The 17265-nt window shown below is 33.0% G+C and carries 20 protein-coding genes and 1 tRNA gene; 10 read left to right on the plus strand and 11 right to left on the minus strand.

Annotation, left to right across the window (positions count from 1 at the left end; all coding sequences use genetic code 11):
• Positions 1-98 precede the first annotated feature (98 nt).
• From VP395_RS04530 to VP395_RS04540, 3 genes are all read right to left on the minus strand, one after another.
• Entirely contained in the window at positions 99-2405 is a 2307-nt protein-coding gene (locus VP395_RS04530; RefSeq protein ID WP_346240542.1) for a M1 family metallopeptidase, read from the minus strand.
• Positions 2406-2512: 107 nt separating this feature from the next.
• Positions 2513-3007 (minus strand): DUF6702 family protein, encoded by a 495-nt coding sequence (locus tag VP395_RS04535; RefSeq protein WP_346240543.1) that lies wholly within the window; start codon positions 3005-3007, stop codon positions 2513-2515.
• 74 nt (positions 3008-3081) lie between these two features.
• Positions 3082-3801 (minus strand): peptidase associated/transthyretin-like domain-containing protein, encoded by a 720-nt coding sequence (locus VP395_RS04540; protein ID WP_346240544.1) that lies wholly within the window; start codon positions 3799-3801, stop codon positions 3082-3084.
• A 168-nt stretch (positions 3802-3969) separates the two neighbouring features.
• On the opposite strand from VP395_RS04540, the gene pepE reads away from it, so the two are divergent.
• Entirely contained in the window at positions 3970-4677 is a 708-nt protein-coding gene (pepE, locus tag VP395_RS04545; protein ID WP_346240545.1) for a dipeptidase PepE, read from the plus strand.
• Between the two features lie 33 nt (positions 4678-4710).
• On the opposite strand, the gene VP395_RS04550 is transcribed toward pepE, so the two are convergent.
• From VP395_RS04550 to VP395_RS04560, 3 genes are all read right to left on the minus strand, one after another.
• Positions 4711-4783 (minus strand) — tRNA-Gly (locus tag VP395_RS04550).
• A 48-nt stretch (positions 4784-4831) separates the two neighbouring features.
• The gene (locus VP395_RS04555; RefSeq protein WP_346240547.1) at positions 4832-5122 is read right to left on the minus strand and encodes a GNAT family N-acetyltransferase; all 291 of its coding nucleotides are present in this window, start codon (positions 5120-5122) and stop codon (positions 4832-4834) included.
• A complete protein-coding gene (locus VP395_RS04560) occupies positions 5089-5259 on the minus strand; it encodes a hypothetical protein (protein ID WP_346240548.1) in 171 nt (56 codons plus the stop codon). Before VP395_RS04560 ends, VP395_RS04555 begins: the two co-directional genes overlap by 34 nt.
• 95 nt (positions 5260-5354) lie before the next feature.
• Between VP395_RS04560 and VP395_RS04565 the strand changes: the two genes are divergently transcribed.
• Entirely contained in the window at positions 5355-5795 is a 441-nt protein-coding gene (locus tag VP395_RS04565) for a GNAT family N-acetyltransferase (RefSeq protein WP_346240549.1), read from the plus strand.
• Positions 5796-5861: 66 nt separating this feature from the next.
• Here VP395_RS04565 and VP395_RS04570 read toward each other — a convergent pair whose 3' ends face one another.
• The gene (locus VP395_RS04570) at positions 5862-6251 is read right to left on the minus strand and encodes an ankyrin repeat domain-containing protein (RefSeq protein ID WP_346240550.1); all 390 of its coding nucleotides are present in this window, start codon (positions 6249-6251) and stop codon (positions 5862-5864) included.
• A gap of 248 nt (positions 6252-6499) precedes the next feature.
• Between VP395_RS04570 and gpmI the strand changes: the two genes are divergently transcribed.
• From gpmI to VP395_RS04595, 5 genes are all read left to right on the plus strand, one after another.
• Entirely contained in the window at positions 6500-8017 is a 1518-nt protein-coding gene (gene gpmI, locus VP395_RS04575) for a 2,3-bisphosphoglycerate-independent phosphoglycerate mutase (protein ID WP_346240551.1), read from the plus strand.
• Between the two features lie 65 nt (positions 8018-8082).
• A complete protein-coding gene (locus VP395_RS04580; protein ID WP_346240552.1) occupies positions 8083-8487 on the plus strand; it encodes a BT0820 family HAD-type phosphatase in 405 nt (134 codons plus the stop codon).
• A 65-nt stretch (positions 8488-8552) separates the two neighbouring features.
• Positions 8553-9371 carry a type I methionyl aminopeptidase gene (gene map / locus VP395_RS04585; protein WP_346240553.1) on the plus strand — a complete coding sequence of 273 codons (819 nt, stop codon included), beginning with the start codon at positions 8553-8555 and terminating at the stop codon, positions 9369-9371.
• Positions 9372-9376: 5 nt separating this feature from the next.
• A complete protein-coding gene (locus VP395_RS04590; RefSeq protein WP_346240555.1) occupies positions 9377-10159 on the plus strand; it encodes a DUF3050 domain-containing protein in 783 nt (260 codons plus the stop codon).
• A gap of 5 nt (positions 10160-10164) precedes the next feature.
• The gene (locus VP395_RS04595; RefSeq protein ID WP_346240556.1) at positions 10165-10929 is read left to right on the plus strand and encodes a class I SAM-dependent methyltransferase; all 765 of its coding nucleotides are present in this window, start codon (positions 10165-10167) and stop codon (positions 10927-10929) included.
• Between the two features lies 1 nt (position 10930).
• Here the strand turns inward: VP395_RS04595 and VP395_RS04600 are convergent, their stop codons facing one another.
• On the minus strand, positions 10931-11905 hold the full coding sequence (locus VP395_RS04600; protein ID WP_346240557.1) for an FAD:protein FMN transferase: 975 nt from the start codon (positions 11903-11905) through the stop codon (positions 10931-10933).
• Between the two features lie 2 nt (positions 11906-11907).
• A complete protein-coding gene (locus tag VP395_RS04605; RefSeq protein WP_346240559.1) occupies positions 11908-12285 on the minus strand; it encodes a Na(+)-translocating NADH-quinone reductase subunit F in 378 nt (125 codons plus the stop codon).
• A 256-nt stretch (positions 12286-12541) separates the two neighbouring features.
• Here VP395_RS04605 and VP395_RS04610 point away from each other — a divergent pair, with 256 nt between their 5' ends.
• The 3 genes from VP395_RS04610 (at position 12542) to VP395_RS04620 (ending at position 15162) form a co-directional block, all read left to right on the plus strand.
• Complete coding sequence (locus VP395_RS04610) at positions 12542-13981, plus strand: SLC13 family permease (RefSeq protein ID WP_346240561.1); 1440 nt, start codon at positions 12542-12544, stop codon at positions 13979-13981.
• A gap of 53 nt (positions 13982-14034) precedes the next feature.
• Positions 14035-14490 carry a Na(+)-translocating NADH-quinone reductase subunit F gene (locus VP395_RS04615; protein ID WP_346240562.1) on the plus strand — a complete coding sequence of 152 codons (456 nt, stop codon included), beginning with the start codon at positions 14035-14037 and terminating at the stop codon, positions 14488-14490.
• Between the two features lie 84 nt (positions 14491-14574).
• Complete coding sequence (locus VP395_RS04620) at positions 14575-15162, plus strand: c-type cytochrome (RefSeq protein WP_346240563.1); 588 nt, start codon at positions 14575-14577, stop codon at positions 15160-15162.
• Positions 15163-15230: 68 nt separating this feature from the next.
• Here the strand turns inward: VP395_RS04620 and nqrF are convergent, their stop codons facing one another.
• Together nqrF and nqrE are read right to left on the minus strand one after the other, a co-directional pair.
• Positions 15231-16538: an NADH:ubiquinone reductase (Na(+)-transporting) subunit F gene (gene nqrF, locus VP395_RS04625; RefSeq protein ID WP_346241005.1), complete on the minus strand. Its 1308-nt coding sequence runs from the start codon at positions 16536-16538 to the stop codon at positions 15231-15233.
• 1 nt (position 16539) lies between these two features.
• Positions 16540-17256 carry an NADH:ubiquinone reductase (Na(+)-transporting) subunit E gene (gene nqrE / locus VP395_RS04630; RefSeq protein WP_346240564.1) on the minus strand — a complete coding sequence of 239 codons (717 nt, stop codon included), beginning with the start codon at positions 17254-17256 and terminating at the stop codon, positions 16540-16542.
• Between the last annotated feature and the right edge of the window lie 9 nt (positions 17257-17265).

The following is a 17265-nucleotide window of genomic DNA, read 5'->3' on the forward strand; positions in this document are numbered from 1 at the left end:
TTACAAATATAGTAAGTTGTTTGCTCACTTTTAAAAATGGGGCGTTAAAAAAAAAAAATAAAAAAGCCAACTTATTTAGTTGGCTTTTTCTGTCTGTTTTATTTCTTTGCTTTTTGCTTGAACTTATCAAAATCTGTTACAACTTCTTTTTGAGGCCAAGAATTATTGGAGGTGTCTATATCGGCGGTTTCTAAATTAGGGTCTATTTCTATACCTGTTATTTCTTTATCTGAAGCAATGGCTTTACTTACTTCGTTATCGTTTAATCTCCAAATTTCAGCAGGATAGGTTTCCATTTTCGAAGTACCATCAGCATAGGTGTACTTAACAATAATTGGCATTACAAGTCCGCCTGGTTTATTGAAGGTAACGTTATAAAAATATTTAGGCGTTTTTATGTTTTTACGTTCAGCTTCGGTAAAATTATCCATTAAATATTCTTTAAGTGGTTTTGAATTATCTAATAGACTTCCTTTTTTAAGTTCTTCTTTAAATTCATAGCTTCCTTCTTCAACCATAAAAACTAAAGGCACTAGGTTATTTATAGTTCTACCATTTTTTTCTAAATAGTTTTTAATATATTGGTTAGGTTCCGATGATACATAGTATTTTTTCACTTCTTTAATTCCTATATCAACCCAATCGGTGGTATAAAACCAACCTCTCCAAAACCAGTCTAAATCCATTGCCGAAGCATCTTCCATAGTTCTAAAAAAGTCTTCTGGGGTTGGATGCTTAAACATCCAACGTTGTGAATATTCTTTAAATGCATAATCGAACAACTCGCGCCCCATAACGGTTTCTCTTAGAATATTTAATGCCGTAGCGGGCTTTCCATAAGCATTGTTACCAAATTGATACACGTTAAGACCTTTACTCATAATTGGGGCAATAAAATCTTGATCACCTCCCATATATGGCACAATCAAACGTGCAGGACCACGATCGAAAGGGAACGTTTTATCCTCTGGAGATAGCGCATTTGGGTGTTTATCGCCAAACTCCTGTTGAGCAACGTATTCCAAAAAAGTATTTAAACCTTCGTCCATCCATGTCCATTGGCGTTCATCGCTATTTACAATCATTGGGAAAAAGTTATGCCCCACTTCGTGAATTATAACTCCCATCATACCGTATTTTACACGGTCGCTATAGGTCCCATCTTCGTTTGGACGACCATAATTCCAACAAATCATGGGGTATTCCATGCCTTGATTTTTGGCGTGAACTGAAATTGCTTTATGATATGGATAATCGAATGTCATTTTAGAATACGTCTCTAATGTACTTGCTACAGCTCTTGTTGACCAATCTTCCCAAAGTGGGTTTCCTTCTTTTGGGTACATGGAAACTGCCATAATATCTTTACCGCCCACTTTAACCGCCATCATATCCCAAATAAATTTTCTTGAGGTTGCAAAGGCAAAATCACGAACGTTTTCGGCTTTTAGCTTCCAAGTTTTGGTTTTATCTGAAAAACTTTTTTCAGCAGCTTCTGCTTCAGCTTGTGTAACAATTAAAACTGGTTTATCGTATGTTTTTTTAGCTAATTCATAACGATCCATCATGGTTTTGGAGAACATTTCTTTTCTGTTCAATAATTCCCCTGTACCATCTAAAATATGATCTGCTGGCACTGTAATATTTACTTCGTAATTCCCAAAAGGTAGTGCAAACTCATCGCGCCCCCAAAATTGCGAATTTTGCCATCCTTCTACATCATTGTACACCGCCATTCTTGGGAAAAATTGTGCTATAACATATGCTCTATTGCCATCCTTTTCAAAATATTCATAACCAGAACGATCTCTTAAAGGAACATGATTATTTATGTTATACCACCATTTTATTGAAAATGAAAACTTTTCGCCTGCTTTTAATACTTTTGGCAATTCAACACGCATCATGGTGCTATTAATGGTGTATTTGAGCGGAATACCACTCGCTTCTTTAACTTCCTCAATATGAAAACCGCCATCAAATGGATCTGTTAAATGGTCTTTTACAAAATCTTCAGGTCTTTTAACTTGAGAAATTTCACTTTCCTCAATTAAAGGACTTTTAGAATCTTTTGCTCGCTTATTTTGGTCTAACTGAACCCATAAGTATTTTAAATCGTCTGGCGAATTGTTATAATACGTAATAATCTCAAAACCAGAAAGTTTTGTGTTTTTATCATCTAAAACAATATCCATTTTATAATCGGCCTGTTGTTGGTAGTAAGCTGGACCTGGAGCTCCAGAGGCAGAACGATACATATTGGGTGTTGAAAACACATCATACAACTGCCTAAATTTATTGGTGTTGGTATGTCCTGGTTTACGCTCTTGCTTTTCTTGATTTTGTGAAAATAAGGTTGTCGATATAAAGAATATTGACAAGAAATAGTACTTGAATTTTATCATTATAAATTTTTAGGCTTTAAAAAAATAACAGCTTTTTGCAATAATAATTATTTTATTACTACAAAAAACCAAAAATTACAAAGAATACTAAAATAATTAACTTTTTTTTAGTTGAATTTTAACAAAGCACTTCGGTTTTGAGGAATAAGAATAACGCTTTTTTGTTGCGAATTAATTTTTGTTTTAATGATGTTTTGTTGGTCGGAATATAAATCGAATAATATTTCATTACTAATTTCAAACGATTCAATTTTTTTTACGCCTTCAATCTCTAGATAACATTTCACTAAATCAACATCATATTCTTTTCCTATAAAAGACAAGTTTGCTTCTTTATTATTAATCTTTATTTTTATTTTTTCGTTCAAATAACGTTCAATATATAAATCTGCGGTGCTTTGTTCTTCATTTCCTTCTAATGTTATAGATTCATCATAACGTTCTCGTAATAATTTTTCTAAATCATCAATAAAAATTCTAGTTGTAATTTGAACCGATTGCTTGTTTTGCAAATAATCAATTTGAGTAACACTTATATAATATTTATGAATGGCGGTAAACGCGAAAAGCGGAATTATTAACAGTATTAATAGACGTTTCATGTGGCTAATCTAAGTATTTGTATTTTGCTAAAGTAATTATTTTACAATGTTTGTTTCAAAAGCATTCCAAAAAGTTACGGTCCATTTAGTTTCAAATTTTCCATATACTGCTTATACTTATGGCTTAAAAAGATTAATATTTTAAAATCGGTTTCATTTTTACAATACTTAATAAAGTTTTCATCATCGGCACAGAAATAGAAAAAATCCATTTTAAATTCTTCTTCCATAGGGTTTGAAGCAAAAAAATCTTTAGCTAATCGACCTTTTATACTTTGCATTAACTCCTCTTTTTCCTCTATTTTTATTTGATTTTTCAATTGTTTTGTTCTACCTGAAATAGCATTCAAAATTGGGTTTAAAGGTATAAAGCCTCCTCCAGTAGTCGCTTCATACAACTGTCGTTCACTTTGTGTTGCGGGTTTACCAGTATATCCAGCAATACCAACATCGTAAAAATTAATGGGCGCATTACCTTCAACATTCTTTATATCCGAAAGTAAATTCCCTGTAAGCACTTTACCCACCAACACCTCGTCTAACTCATTAATTTGCTCATATAAAGTAATTCCAATAGCTTTAAACAATATCATGTTTTTATCTACAACCACTATTTTTGGCTGGTATTGTATTGATGAAAAACTTAGTGTGTCATTTAAACTCGCCGAAATTCTAAATTCACCTTTACTATTTGTTATAGTAAAAACCTGTGCAGATTTATTAATAACATGAATATTTTCTGCTCCCACTTTATTATCTACTTTTCCAGAAATCTCAACTGTTTGTGAAAGCATCGATTGACAAAAGCAAATACAAAATACAACAATATTACCTTTAAAGATTGACATGTTTTTGGTTTGACACGATAAATAACGCATACAAATTCTTAATTAAAATGAAAAACAGCTTTAAACTTTTGTTAAAACCCTTAATTGGCTAATTTTACCAAATAAACCTATCGAATGAAAAATCTAATTATTGCCAGCACATCAACCATTCATGGTAGCGGTTATTTAGAGTATATTTTAGATCAATTAACTGTTTTTTTTAAAAATGCAAACAGCATTTTGTTTATTCCCTATGCAAGGCCAGGGGGTATTTCATACGAAGATTACACAAAAAAAGCATCTGATGCTTTTTCAAAAATCAACAAAACCGTAAAAGGTGTTCACGAATTTGAAAACCCAAGAGAAGCTATAAAAAACGCACAAGCTATTTTTGTTGGTGGTGGCAATACCTTTGTTTTAGCCAACCAGCTTTATAAAAACAATTTAATTGAAACCTTACAAACCGCTATAAAAAACGGAACACCTTATTTAGGAACCAGTGCAGGTAGCAATATATGTGGTCTCACTATAAAAACCACTAACGATATGCCTATTGTATATCCGCCAAATTTCAATGCCTTGGCGTTTGTACCTTTTAACATCAATCCCCACTACTTAGACCCCGATACCAACAGCACTCACATGGGCGAAACTAGAGAAACCAGGATAAAAGAGTTTCACTATTACAACACTCCACCTGTAATTGGCTTGCGTGAAGGCAGTTGGTTACAAGTAAAAAACAATTCCATCGTTTTAAAAGGAAACCTAACTGCGCGTATTTTCGAATATAACAAAGCACCTTATGAAGTTAAAACTGGCACAGAATTAAACCATTTAAAATAAAAAAAAAGCCTCATATTACTATGAAGCTTTTTGAGCGGGAGACCAGGTTCGAACTGGCGACATTCAGCTTGGAAGGCTGACGCTCTACCAACTGAGCTACTCCCGCATTTCTGGCGCAAATATATAAAAACAGATTCTTAAGTAGCAAAAAAAATCACAGCTTTTTTAAAAAATGATAACCTAAAATTTTAAAGCCTTCATTGTAATAAAATTTGTGCGACGCATGATTACTTACATAGGTGTTTAATTCAACTGATTCATAGCTTTTCTCTTTAGCATAACTGAAAATCCATTTAAAGAATTCTTTACCCAAACCTTTATCTCTATAAGCACCTTCTATATATACATGGTCTACTTCTACACTTTTTCCTGAGTAATGCCTTGTACAAAACCATAGGCCGCAAATACCAATTAATGTTCCATTATCATATATATACCTGCACATTCATAATTTTGAGTTACCATATCATTAAAACGTTCTTTTAAATCATTTACAGAAACCTTATAATCATTCAACTTTTCAACCAAAGGAATTATAGTATGTATTTCATCCTTTTCAATAATTTTAAATATAAAAGACATCACTTTTTTATGTGAAGATAAATAATTCAGAAGTGTTCAATCCATCAAAATATAATTTTGTTTAAGTTTGAATATATTCTTCAATAAGCGATATTTTGAATTACACAATAAAGCACATAACCGCAACAGAAACATATATAGTAAGGCATCCTGTTTTACGCACTGGAAAACCTATTGAAACTTGCACTTTTGACGGTGATGATTTAAATACTACGTTTCATTTAGGTATTTACATTGAGGATAAATTGGTTGGCGTTTGTTCTTTTTTTAAAAGCAAACACCAATTACTCACCGAAGAATTTCAATACCAACTTAGAGGAATGGCTGTTTTAGATGAATACCAAGGTTTTGGTTTAGGTAAATTTATTTTAACACATGGTGAGAACTTGCTAAAACAAAAAAACACTCAAGTTATTTGGTGCAATGCTAGAGAAAACGCTGTAGAATTTTATAAAAAAACTAGTTATAAAATCATTGGAAATCCTTTCAATATTGAAGATATTGGTTTGCATTACATAATGCATAAAACTTTATAAATATAAAAACCCTGAAATTCAGGGTTTTTATTAGTGACTAACTCAAAATAATTATATAGTTTCTAATTATTTTTTTGATAATGCTTGCTCAATAATGGCATGGGCATCGGTAGCACCATGTAGTTTAGCATAATCGGATGCAGTCATTTTCTTATCGGATTTGGTCTTTAAATCGGCGCCTTCAGCAATTAAAAGCTCTAAAATTTCTGTTCTGTTGTACTTAGCAGCATACATAACTGGGGTCATGCCGTCAGATTTCTGATTGACATCTTCGCCTAACGACAGTAGCTTTTTTACCGTTTCAATATCGCCTTTAGCAATAGAAACACAAAATGAATTTACTTTCAAAACGGTTACTACGTTGTGATTATCAACGTTAAAATTAGCAGATTTTGCATTAACAGTTCCCAACGAGAAACATAACGCGATTGCGGAAAAAATGATTGTTTTTTTCATGATGAATGATTTTGATTTGATTAATGATTTATTTTTTGATATACTAAAGAGACGACAAAAATCACAATCTGTTACATACAAAATGTTTTATAACAGATTTTTAACGTTTAATTCACATATTTTTAAGGGATTCAATATTTTTTAAGTTTCTTTTAAAAATCAATACTTTCAGCGGTTTTTTGATTAGTTTTCAATTGTATTATACCAAACTTCAGTATCTTTGAATTCTGTTAAAAATGTTAAAAAAAATGAATAAAAAAGTTATCTTAATGATACTTGATGGTTGGGGAAATTCTCCAGACCCAAAAGTTTCCGCTATCGATTATGCCAATACTCCATTTATAGATTCTTTATATAAAAAATACCCTTTCGCCACTTTAAGAACCGACGGTTTACATGTTGGCTTGCCCGAAGGACAAATGGGAAACAGTGAAGTTGGCCACATGAATTTGGGTGCCGGTAGAATTGTATATCAAGATTTGGTTAAAGTTAATTTAGCGGTTGAAAACAAAACTTTAAATACTGAAAAGGTTTTAGTTGATGCTTTCAGCTATGCCAAAACCAATAATAAAGATGTTCATTTTTTAGGATTGTTAAGTGATGGTGGTGTGCATTCGCACATAAAACATTTATTCGGTTTAATTGATGCTGCCAACGATTTTGGCCTTAAAAACACCTACATACACGCCTTTACAGATGGTAGAGATGTTGACCCAAAATCTGGATTCGGTTTTTTAACTGCTTTAGAAAATCATATAGAAAATACAAACACCAAATTAGCAACTGTAACTGGCCGTTACTATGCTATGGATAGAGATAAACGCTGGGAACGTGTTAAGTTAGCTTATGATGGATTAGTGAATAGTATTGGAGAGAAATCGACTAACGTTACAAAAACCGTTCAAAATAATTACGAAAATGATGTAACCGATGAGTTTATCAAACCAATCATTATGGTTGATAAAACAGGTGAACCTGTTGCCAAAATTAAAGATGGTGATGTGATTATCTTTTTTAATTTTAGAACAGATCGTGGGCGCGAATTAACCGAAGCTCTATCGCAAAATGATTTTCATGAGCAAAACATGCATAAATTAAACTTACACTATGTAACGCTTACAAACTACGATGACACTTATAAAAACGTAAACGTTATTTTTAATAAAGATAATTTAACTGAAACCTTAGGTGAAGTTTTAGAAAAATACAACAAAAAGCAAATCCGAATAGCAGAAACCGAAAAATACCCACACGTTACCTTCTTTTTCTCTGGTGGACGTGAAGAACCCTTTAAAGGCGAAACCCGTATTTTACGCAACTCTCCAAAAGTAGCCACCTACGATTTAAAACCAGAAATGAGTGCTTATGAATTGCGCGATGCCTTAATACCCGAATTAAAAAAAGGTGAAGTCGATTTTGTATGTTTAAATTTTGCCAATGGCGACATGGTTGGACATACGGGCGTTATGGAAGCCGCCATTAAAGCGTGTGAAGCTGTAGATGTTTGTGTCAAAGATGTGGTAACAACAGCTTTAGAAAACGGGTACACTACCCTACTTATTGCCGACCATGGCAACTGCGAAACGATGATAAACCCAGATGGGTCTCCAAATACAGCACATACAACAAATCCAGTTCCTGTAATTTTAATTGATAACGATTTAAAATCTATAAATGATGGTGTTTTAGGTGATGTTGCTCCAACAATTTTAAAACTTATTGGTGTAGAACAACCTGCAGCTATGACACGACATCCTTTAGTATAGATAGTAGGTTTTCTGAAAATAAATTATTGTACTTTTGCGTTAAACTCAAGTCTATTATAATTTAAATGAATTTTACCGAACACTTAATTATTGCAGTTGATTTTGATGGTACTATTGTTGAAGACGCCTACCCTCAAATAGGAAAACCAATGATATTTGCAATTGAAACACTAAAAAAGCTTCAAGAAAAAGGACATCGTCTTATTCTATGGACTTACAGAAGTGGCTCAAGACTAGATGAAGCTGTCGCATTTTGCGAAGAAAACGGCGTTCATTTTTATGCAGTAAATAAAAGTTTTCCTGAAGAAACATTCAGTAACGATATGAGTAGAAAAATTCATGCCGATTTATTTATTGATGATAGAAATATAGGCGGTTTTTTAGGTTGGGGAGAAATCTATCAAATGCTTACCAACACCAATCCAGCCGAAATAGAAAAAAAGAAAAGTTTTTTTGATTTCTTCAAATAATTCATTCAAAACAACCAAAAATCTATTATTAGCATTTTAAGTATCTTTGCCATTATTTTTTAAGTATGATTGTAGTAAAAACAAAAGAAGAAATAGAATTAATGCGCGAAAGTGCTTTAATAGTATCTAAAGCTTTAGGTGAAGTAGCCAAAGCCCTTAAACCTGGTGTTACCACTTTACAACTCGATAAAATTGCCGAAACCTGTATTAGAGACCACGGAGCTATTCCTGGTTTTTTAGGATTATACGATTTCCCAAACACTTTATGCATGAGTCCGAACACCCAAGTGGTACACGGCATTCCCAATAACACACCATTAGTAGAAGGCGATATTATTTCAATAGATTGTGGAGCCTTAAAGAATGGTTTTTATGGCGATCATGCTTATACTTTTGCAGTTGGAACGATTGATGCCGAAAGAGAAAAACTCCTTCAAGTTACTAAAGAATCTTTATACGTAGGTATTCGTGAATTTAAAGCAAACAACCGTGTGGGCGATGTTGGTTATGCCATACAAAAGTATTGCGAAGACCATGGTTATGGTGTTGTTAGAGAATTGGTAGGTCATGGCTTAGGTAAAAAAATGCACGAAGACCCAGAAATGCCCAATTACGGCAAACGTGGCAGAGGCAAAAAATTTGTAGAAGGCATGGTGGTTGCTATTGAGCCCATGATAAACATGGGAACACACCGCATTAAACAGCATAATGATGGTTGGACTATTACTACTCTAGACAACAAACCATCGGCACATTTTGAACACGATGTAGCGATTGTAAATGGCAAACCTGAGTTGCTCTCAACCTTTGCTTATATTTATGACGCATTGGGAATTCAAAGTAATGAAGAAGAAGAATTTAGACAAGAAGCCCTAGTTCTATAACAACAATGAATAACATTAAACATATTGAAGCAGAGCTCGAACCATTAAGAGCTAAACTTAATAATCATAAACTATACAGTACTTTAAAAACAATTAATGATGTAAAAATCTTCATGGAGCAACATGTTTTTGCTGTTTGGGATTTTATGTCGCTACTAAAAGCACTTCAAAACCATTTAACAACTACAACGCTTCCTTGGACGCCGTCAACTAACCCTTCAACAGCAAGATTTATAAACGAAATTGTTCTTGGTGAAGAAAGCGATGTAAATGAATTAGGCATGCCAAAGAGCCACTATGAAATGTATTTAGATGCTATGCAGCAAATACATGCTAACACCTCTCAAATAGGCCAATTTGTCAATTTAATAAAAGAAGGATTCTCTGTAAATGAAGCAGCATTTAAAGTTAATTTACAACCGGAAACGTTAAAATTTATTCAATTCACTTTTGATGTTATAAACACAAATAAACCTCATGTCATAGCTTCTGCCTTTACTTTTGGTAGAGAAGATGTTATTCCAGACATGTTTTTTCAAATCATAAATCAATCGGAAACCAATGATAATTCATATAGCAAATTAACCTACTATTTAAAGAGACATATTGAATTAGATGGTGGCGAGCACGGACCAATATCATTAAAAATGATTGAAACATTATGCGGGAATGATATTAACAAATGGAACGAAACATTAGAGGTTGCTAAACAAGCTTTAAGTTATCGACTTTCACTTTGGGATAGCATAGCTAATTTAATAAACTCAACTATAGAAGTAGAAGCTTAGAACATTTGAAAAAACTCTTCAAAATAATCCTAAATTCCATACCAAGACCTTTACTAATTAGGTTAAGCTATATTATCCGCCCTGTTTTATCTTTTATTTTAAGAGGAAATACTTTTACAGATCCTATTGATGGAAAAAGTTTTAAAAGCTTTTTACCTTATGGCTATGGGAAACAACGTAACAATGTACTATCCCCTTCCACTTTAAGTTTAGAACGTCACCGCTTGCTTTGGCTGTATTTAAAAAACGAAACAAATTTTTTTTCATCTGAAAAAAAAGTGCTTCATTTTGCACCTGAACAATGTTTTTTTAAGCGTTTTAGAAAACTAAAGAATTTAGATTATACTACTACAGATTTACTGTCTCCTATTGCAGATGTCAAAGCTGATATTTGCAACCTTCCATTTAAAGATAATACCTATGATGTTATTCTTTGCAACCATGTTTTAGAACATATTCCTAATGATACCAAGGCGATGGAAGAATTATATAGAGTAATGAAAGTTGGTGGGATGGGTGTTTTTCAAATTCCACAAGACTTAAATAGAAAAATCACTTTTGAAGACAATACCATAACCGATAAAAAAGAGCGCGCTAAAATATTTGGACAATACGACCATGTTCGGGTTTATGGACGTGATTATTTTGATAAATTAAGACACATTGGCTTTAAAGTTGAAGAAATTGATTACACTTCAAAACTACTAGAAGCAGACATAACAAAATACTGTTTAGCGAAAGGGGAAATAATCCCCATTGTCTATAAATAATTCACATATCAGGAAACCCATTTAAAGCCATGGTTTCCAATTCTTTTTTATCATTTTCAAAAATAAAAAACACTTTAAGTTCTCGGTGCGATTCTAAAAAAGCTTTCACTTTTTCAATGCCCATGGCTTTAAAAGCGGTCGCATAAGCATCGGCAGTCATACAATCACTTGCAATAACCGAAATACTTAATAAATTGGTTTTACTTGGGTAGCCTGTTTTAGTATCTATAATATGTGCGTAACGGTTACCAAGACTATCTATTTTAAATTTTCTATAAGTACCCGATGTAGCCATGGCTTCATCGTGTATTTCAATAGCTTTTAAAATAGACTGCTCTTTATCAAAATGTGGCATTTCTATACCTACTTTCCAAGGCGATTGTTTTTCAGTGTTTTCACCTTTAGCGCGTATTTCGCCACCTATTTCAACCAAATAGTTCTTTATGCCTTTACTTTCTAAAAACTCACCAATAACATCTACACCATAACCTTTGGCGATGGCATTAAAATCTATAAATGCTGCTTTGGGTTTAATTATATTATTGTGAACTCGAAATACTTTATCAAAACCTACAGAAAGCATCAAACTATCTATTTTCAAACTATCTAAATTGATTATTTTCCCTTCTGGACCAAAATCCCAAGCATTTACAACAGCTCCAATTGTAGGATCGAAAGCACCTTCAGTTGCTTTAAAAACACCTTTGGATGCAGCATAAACTCTTCTAAAATGTTCATCAACCTCATTTTCCTCATTTCTATTTAATTTAGAAATATCAGAATTTGGCTGATAGGTAGACATCGATTTATTTATTACATAAAACAAACTATCAATTTGAGTTTGATAATTAATTTCAGAATTATAAATTATGGAATAACTGGTACCAAAAACAAAACCAGTAAGTTTGATATTATCTTGATTCTTTTTACAAGAAATAATAGCTAATAGAATTAAAAGCAAAGCAACTTTTTTCATTTTTAATTCAAATTAGTTTCTAAAACTTGTATGCCGTTATATTCTAACAAATAATCTTGATTTAAATAAATAGGCTCTTTTTCGCCAGCAACATTACCAATACCAACACCTGCATAAAGCACTTTTGCGTCTTTATCTCTGGCGTGTTTTTTAAAGGCTTCCATCCAAATAACATCATAATTATTGGGATTGTCAGGTAAAATAACAGCTCTTACAATAACAAAATAATACTGCTTGTTTTTATCTATGCAAACAAATTGTGGATGCTTTTTTAATTTGCTATTTACAGCTATAAACTCAAAACCACGTTGTTCTAAATCTTTACCAACGTGATTCATGGCTAAATTGTGTAATTCTTGCTCTGTAAGTGCTTTACTCATTCTACAAAAATAAAATAAATGTTCTGATTGATGATGACATTTTAAATATACTTCGATCTTCTAATGTTATTTGATATACACAAGGTGGTTTACCTATTTTTATTGCTATAATTTTTTGTTTAAAACGTTTAAAAAGTAACAAAATTTTAATCGCATCCTTCCTTATTTCTTTTAAATATGGATCGAATTTATATTTAAAATTTCAACATCAAAATTGATTAACTTTAAAAATTCTAAGTAACAGCTAATACTAATTATGAGTAACCAACCAAATTCAAAAAAAATAGGTCTTTTTTTAGGCCCAATTTTATTCACCATTGTACAATTATTACCTTTCGATATTATTTCTAACAATGCCGATACTGTTATAGCTACGGCTTTGTGGATGGTGTGTTGGTGGATTACAGAAACAGTTTCCATTTCAGTAACAGCGTTATTACCACTATTACTATTTCCTATATTTAAAGTGATGCCTATTGAAGCGGTTGGCGCTAATTATGGAAGTCCTATTGTATTCCTATTCTTTGGTGGCTTTGTGTTGGCTTTAGCTATTGAAAAAGTGAACCTACATAAACGAATTGCTTTAAATATTATAAAAAAAACAGGTACAACCCCAAACAAAGTTATATTAGGGTTTATGATTGCTACAGGGTTTATGAGCATGTGGATAAGCAATACCGCTTGTACTGTTTTTATGTTACCTATTGCCCTATCGGTAATACATCTGCTTGTTGATGATGCTGATGGGTTTACTAAAAACGACCAAAATTTTGCCATCAGCGTTATGCTGGGCATTGCGTTTGCTGCAAATGCTGGAGGTATTGCAACCGTTATAGGCACACCGCCAAATTCCATTTTAATAGGATTGCTTGAAAATGAATACCATATTGAAATTTCATTTTTTAAATGGATGGTAATTGGATTGCCTTTTTCAACACTTTTAATTGCCATTATTTACTTTGTAATGACCCGATGGTTTTTTCCAAATAAAGGTTTAAAATTCAATGCTTCAAAAGAAGTCATTAATACTGAATTAATGAAACTAGGAAAAATGTCTCCGAAAGAAAAACAAGTATTAGCCATATTTGGTACAGTTGTTTTTCTTTGGATTTTTAGAACCCTGATTAACTCGCTCATTCCTAACCTGGATCTATCGGATACCATGATTAGTATTTTTGGTGCTTTGGCATTGTTTACCATTCCATTTAATTTAAAAAAGGGCGATTTTATTTTACAATGGAGTGACACCCAGAAGTTAGCTTGGGGCATTTTAATTTTATTTGGTGGTGGTTTAGCATTGGCAAATGGCATGTCTACCAGTGGTATTGTAGATATTATTGCTGCAAAAATTTCAACCAGTGATATTAGTATTTTACTAACCGCATCACTTTTAATAGTCTTAATGTTATTTATGACTGAGTTAATGAGCAATGTTGCTCTAACAGCGGTTTTAGCACCTGTTGTGGCAGGCATTGCCATGGGGTTAAACATTCCTATACTTTACCTTTTAATACCCGTTACCATAGCCAGTAGTTGCGCTTTTATGCTACCAATGGCAACACCACCAAACGCCATTGTATTTGCTAGTGGCTATATAAAAGTGAGCCAAATGGCGCGAATTGGTATTGTTATAAACCTAATTTCTGCTTCGCTTTTAATCCTTATGTTTCAATTTGTTATTGGTTGGGTATTCTAATTTTTAGGATAAGTGTTAATTTTTCAATAACTTAGAAGTAAAATTCTTTAGCCATGAAAACTTCTAAAAGGTTAGATTTAGCCGTAAACAAACTCTATAACGCGTTTCATAACAACGCATTGCATCCTGAATGCTGTAAACAATGCGCGGTTGGAAATATTTTAGATAACAAAGACAGTTGGAAACATCTTTCAGACCATCATGGTGCTACAGAGTTAAATTATATTGGAAAGGTGCATCAAACTTTAGGTAGAAAATTTAATGGCTATACCCCTTTAGAATTGCTACAAATTGAAGCAACATTTTTAAAAGCTTGTGGTTATCAAATTCCACTTCACCATAAAAACAAAAAGCCTAAGAACCCAACAGATAAAGATATATTATTTAATGGATTAACCGAAGTGGTTACCTTATTGTGTGAATTGGATAATATTCCGAATATTATGAATTACACGGCTTTATTTAAAAAAAAAAACACGTATCAATTTGATTTAACGTTTTTTACATAAAATATTTTTTTTTATAGTTAAAAAAATATTTACTTTTATAAAGTCCCATTCTAATGCTTTTGTCACTTCAAACCAATCGAGCATATGAAAACAAACATTTTAATTTTGGGCACCTTATCTTGTGCACTTTTAATTGCCTGCAATTCTAAAGAGAAAGAAAAAAAATCTGAAGAATTCTATGAACCTGTAACAGCAATTGTTGAAGACCCTGTGGAACGAGGCAAATATCTCGTAAATACTCACGACTGTATTGATTGCCATTCACCAAAAAAATTCACAGACAAAGGTATGGAGGTGGATACTGACCGCTTACTCTCAGGACATCCTGCAGATGAAAAATTACCTCCTTATGACAACAAAACAGCTCAATCGTATGTTCTTTTTACAATGGGATTCACCTCTGCTAAAGGCCCTTGGGGAACATCGTTTGCTGCTAACTTAACACCTGACGCCACTGGTATTGGAACTTGGACAGAAGATCAGTTCTTAAATTGCATAAAAAAAGGTTTATATAAAGGTTTGGAAGGGAGCAGACCCCTATTACCTCCTATGCCTTGGGAAAATTATGCAAAATTAACCGACGACGATTTAAAGGCTATTTTTGCCTACCTTAAAACCTTAAAACCCGTTGAAAATATTGTACCTGCACCTATAGCTCCAAAAATGAATTAATGAATTATTTATAAAACAAAAAACCCAACTTTTCAGTTGGGTTTTTTGTTTTATAATCTTCTGTAAGATTAACCACCAAAGTCATCAAATCGAATGTGTTCATCTGGAATACCAAAATCTTCACCCATTTTTTGAACTGCTTTGTTCATTAATGGTGGTCCACAGAAATACAATTCTATATCTTCTGGTGATTCGTGTTTACTTAAGTAATTATCAATAACACAGTTATGAATGAATCCAACAAACCCATCACCTGGCGAATCGATATCTGCTTTTACTTTCCAGTTATCTTCTGGTAAAGGTTCAGATAATGCCAAATAGAATTTAAAGTTTGGAAAATCTTTCTCTAATTTATAAAAATGATCTAAATAGAATAATTCACGTTTAGAACGACCTCCATACCAATAAGTTACTTTTCTACCTGTTTTCAATGTTCTGAAAAGGTGATATAAGTGTGAACGCATTGGTGCCATACCTGCTCCACCACCAACATAAAGCATTTCACTGTCCGATTCGTTAATAAAAAACTCACCATAAGGTCCAGAAATAGTTACTTTATCTCCGGGTTTTTGGTTAAATATGTATGAGGATGCAATACCAGGATTCACATCCATCCAACCATTTTTATTTCTATCCCATGGCGGACAAGCCACACGAACGTTTAACATAATCTCACGTCCTTCAGCTGGATAAGAAGCCATTGAGTAAGCCCTTTCTATGGTTTCGGTATTTTTCATTACCAATGGCCATAATTGAAACTTATCCCATTCTGCTTTAAACTTATCTGGGGTTTCGTGTTCTTGCGGATGCGCAGTAATATCCATATCTGAATATTTTACTTCACATGGAGGAATTTCAATTTGAATATATCCACCTGCCTTGTAACCCATATCTTCAGGAATTTCAACTACGAATTCCTTAATAAAAGATGCTACGTTATAATTTCTAACAACAACAGCTTCCCATTTTTTGATACCAAAAACCTCTTCGGGAATGGTGATATTCATGTCTTGCTTAACTTTAACCTGACAAGCTAAACGTGCACCATGTTGTAACTCTTTACGTGTAAAGTGTGGTGTTTCTGTTGGCAATGCCTCACCTCCGCCAGATAATACATGGCATTCACATTGAATACATGTACCACCACCACCACAAGCCGATGGTAAGAATATTTTTTGATTTCCTAAAGTAGACAATAAACTACCTCCTGAAGCTACTTCTATTTCCTTTTCACCATTAATAGTGATTTTTACGGGGCCTGATGGTGACAATTTTTGTTTTACAACCAATAATAATGTTACCAATAAAATAGTAATAATTAAAAAAGCTGTTACTGTAGCTATTACTGTTCCTAATGTACCTGCGGCTAAAATTATATTACTCATTGTCATTTATATTATTAGCTAACACTTTATCTTCTTTTTCTACTTTCGAATCCACTTTTGCAGCTTTTTCTTCTTGTTTTGCACCTTCATCACCTCCTGTTAACATACCACCAAAACTCATAAATCCAATCGCCATTAAACCTGTAATGATGAATGTAATACCCAATCCTCTTAAAGCTGGTGGCACATTTGAATATCTAATTTTCTCACGAATAGCTGCAATAGCAAGAATAGCTAAAAACCATCCAATACCGGAACCAACACCGTACGTTGTGGCTAATCCTAACGATGGAATCTCACGCGATTGCATAAACAACGATCCTCCTAAAATAGCACAGTTCACTGCGATAAGTGGTAAGAAAATACCAAGCGAGTTATATAATGATGGTGAGAATTTCTCTACCACTATTTCTACTAACTGTACCATAGTTGCAATGGTAGCAATAAACATGATGAATGACAGGAAACTTAAATCGTATTCAGCATACTCAGCACCTAACCAAACTAAAGCACCTGGCTGTAACAAATAATGATCTAACAACCAGTTTACCGGTACAGTTACTGCAAGTACAAATATAACGGCTGCTCCTAAACCAACTGCTGTATTTACTTTTTTAGATACCGCAAGATAAGAACACATTCCTAGGAACGTAGCAAATACCATGTTATCTATAAATATTGATTTTAAAAATAATTCTAAATGTTCCATATTATTTTA

It is taken from the genome of Mariniflexile soesokkakense (assembly GCF_039650365.1).
GTDB classification, from domain to species: domain Bacteria; phylum Bacteroidota; class Bacteroidia; order Flavobacteriales; family Flavobacteriaceae; genus Mariniflexile; species Mariniflexile soesokkakense.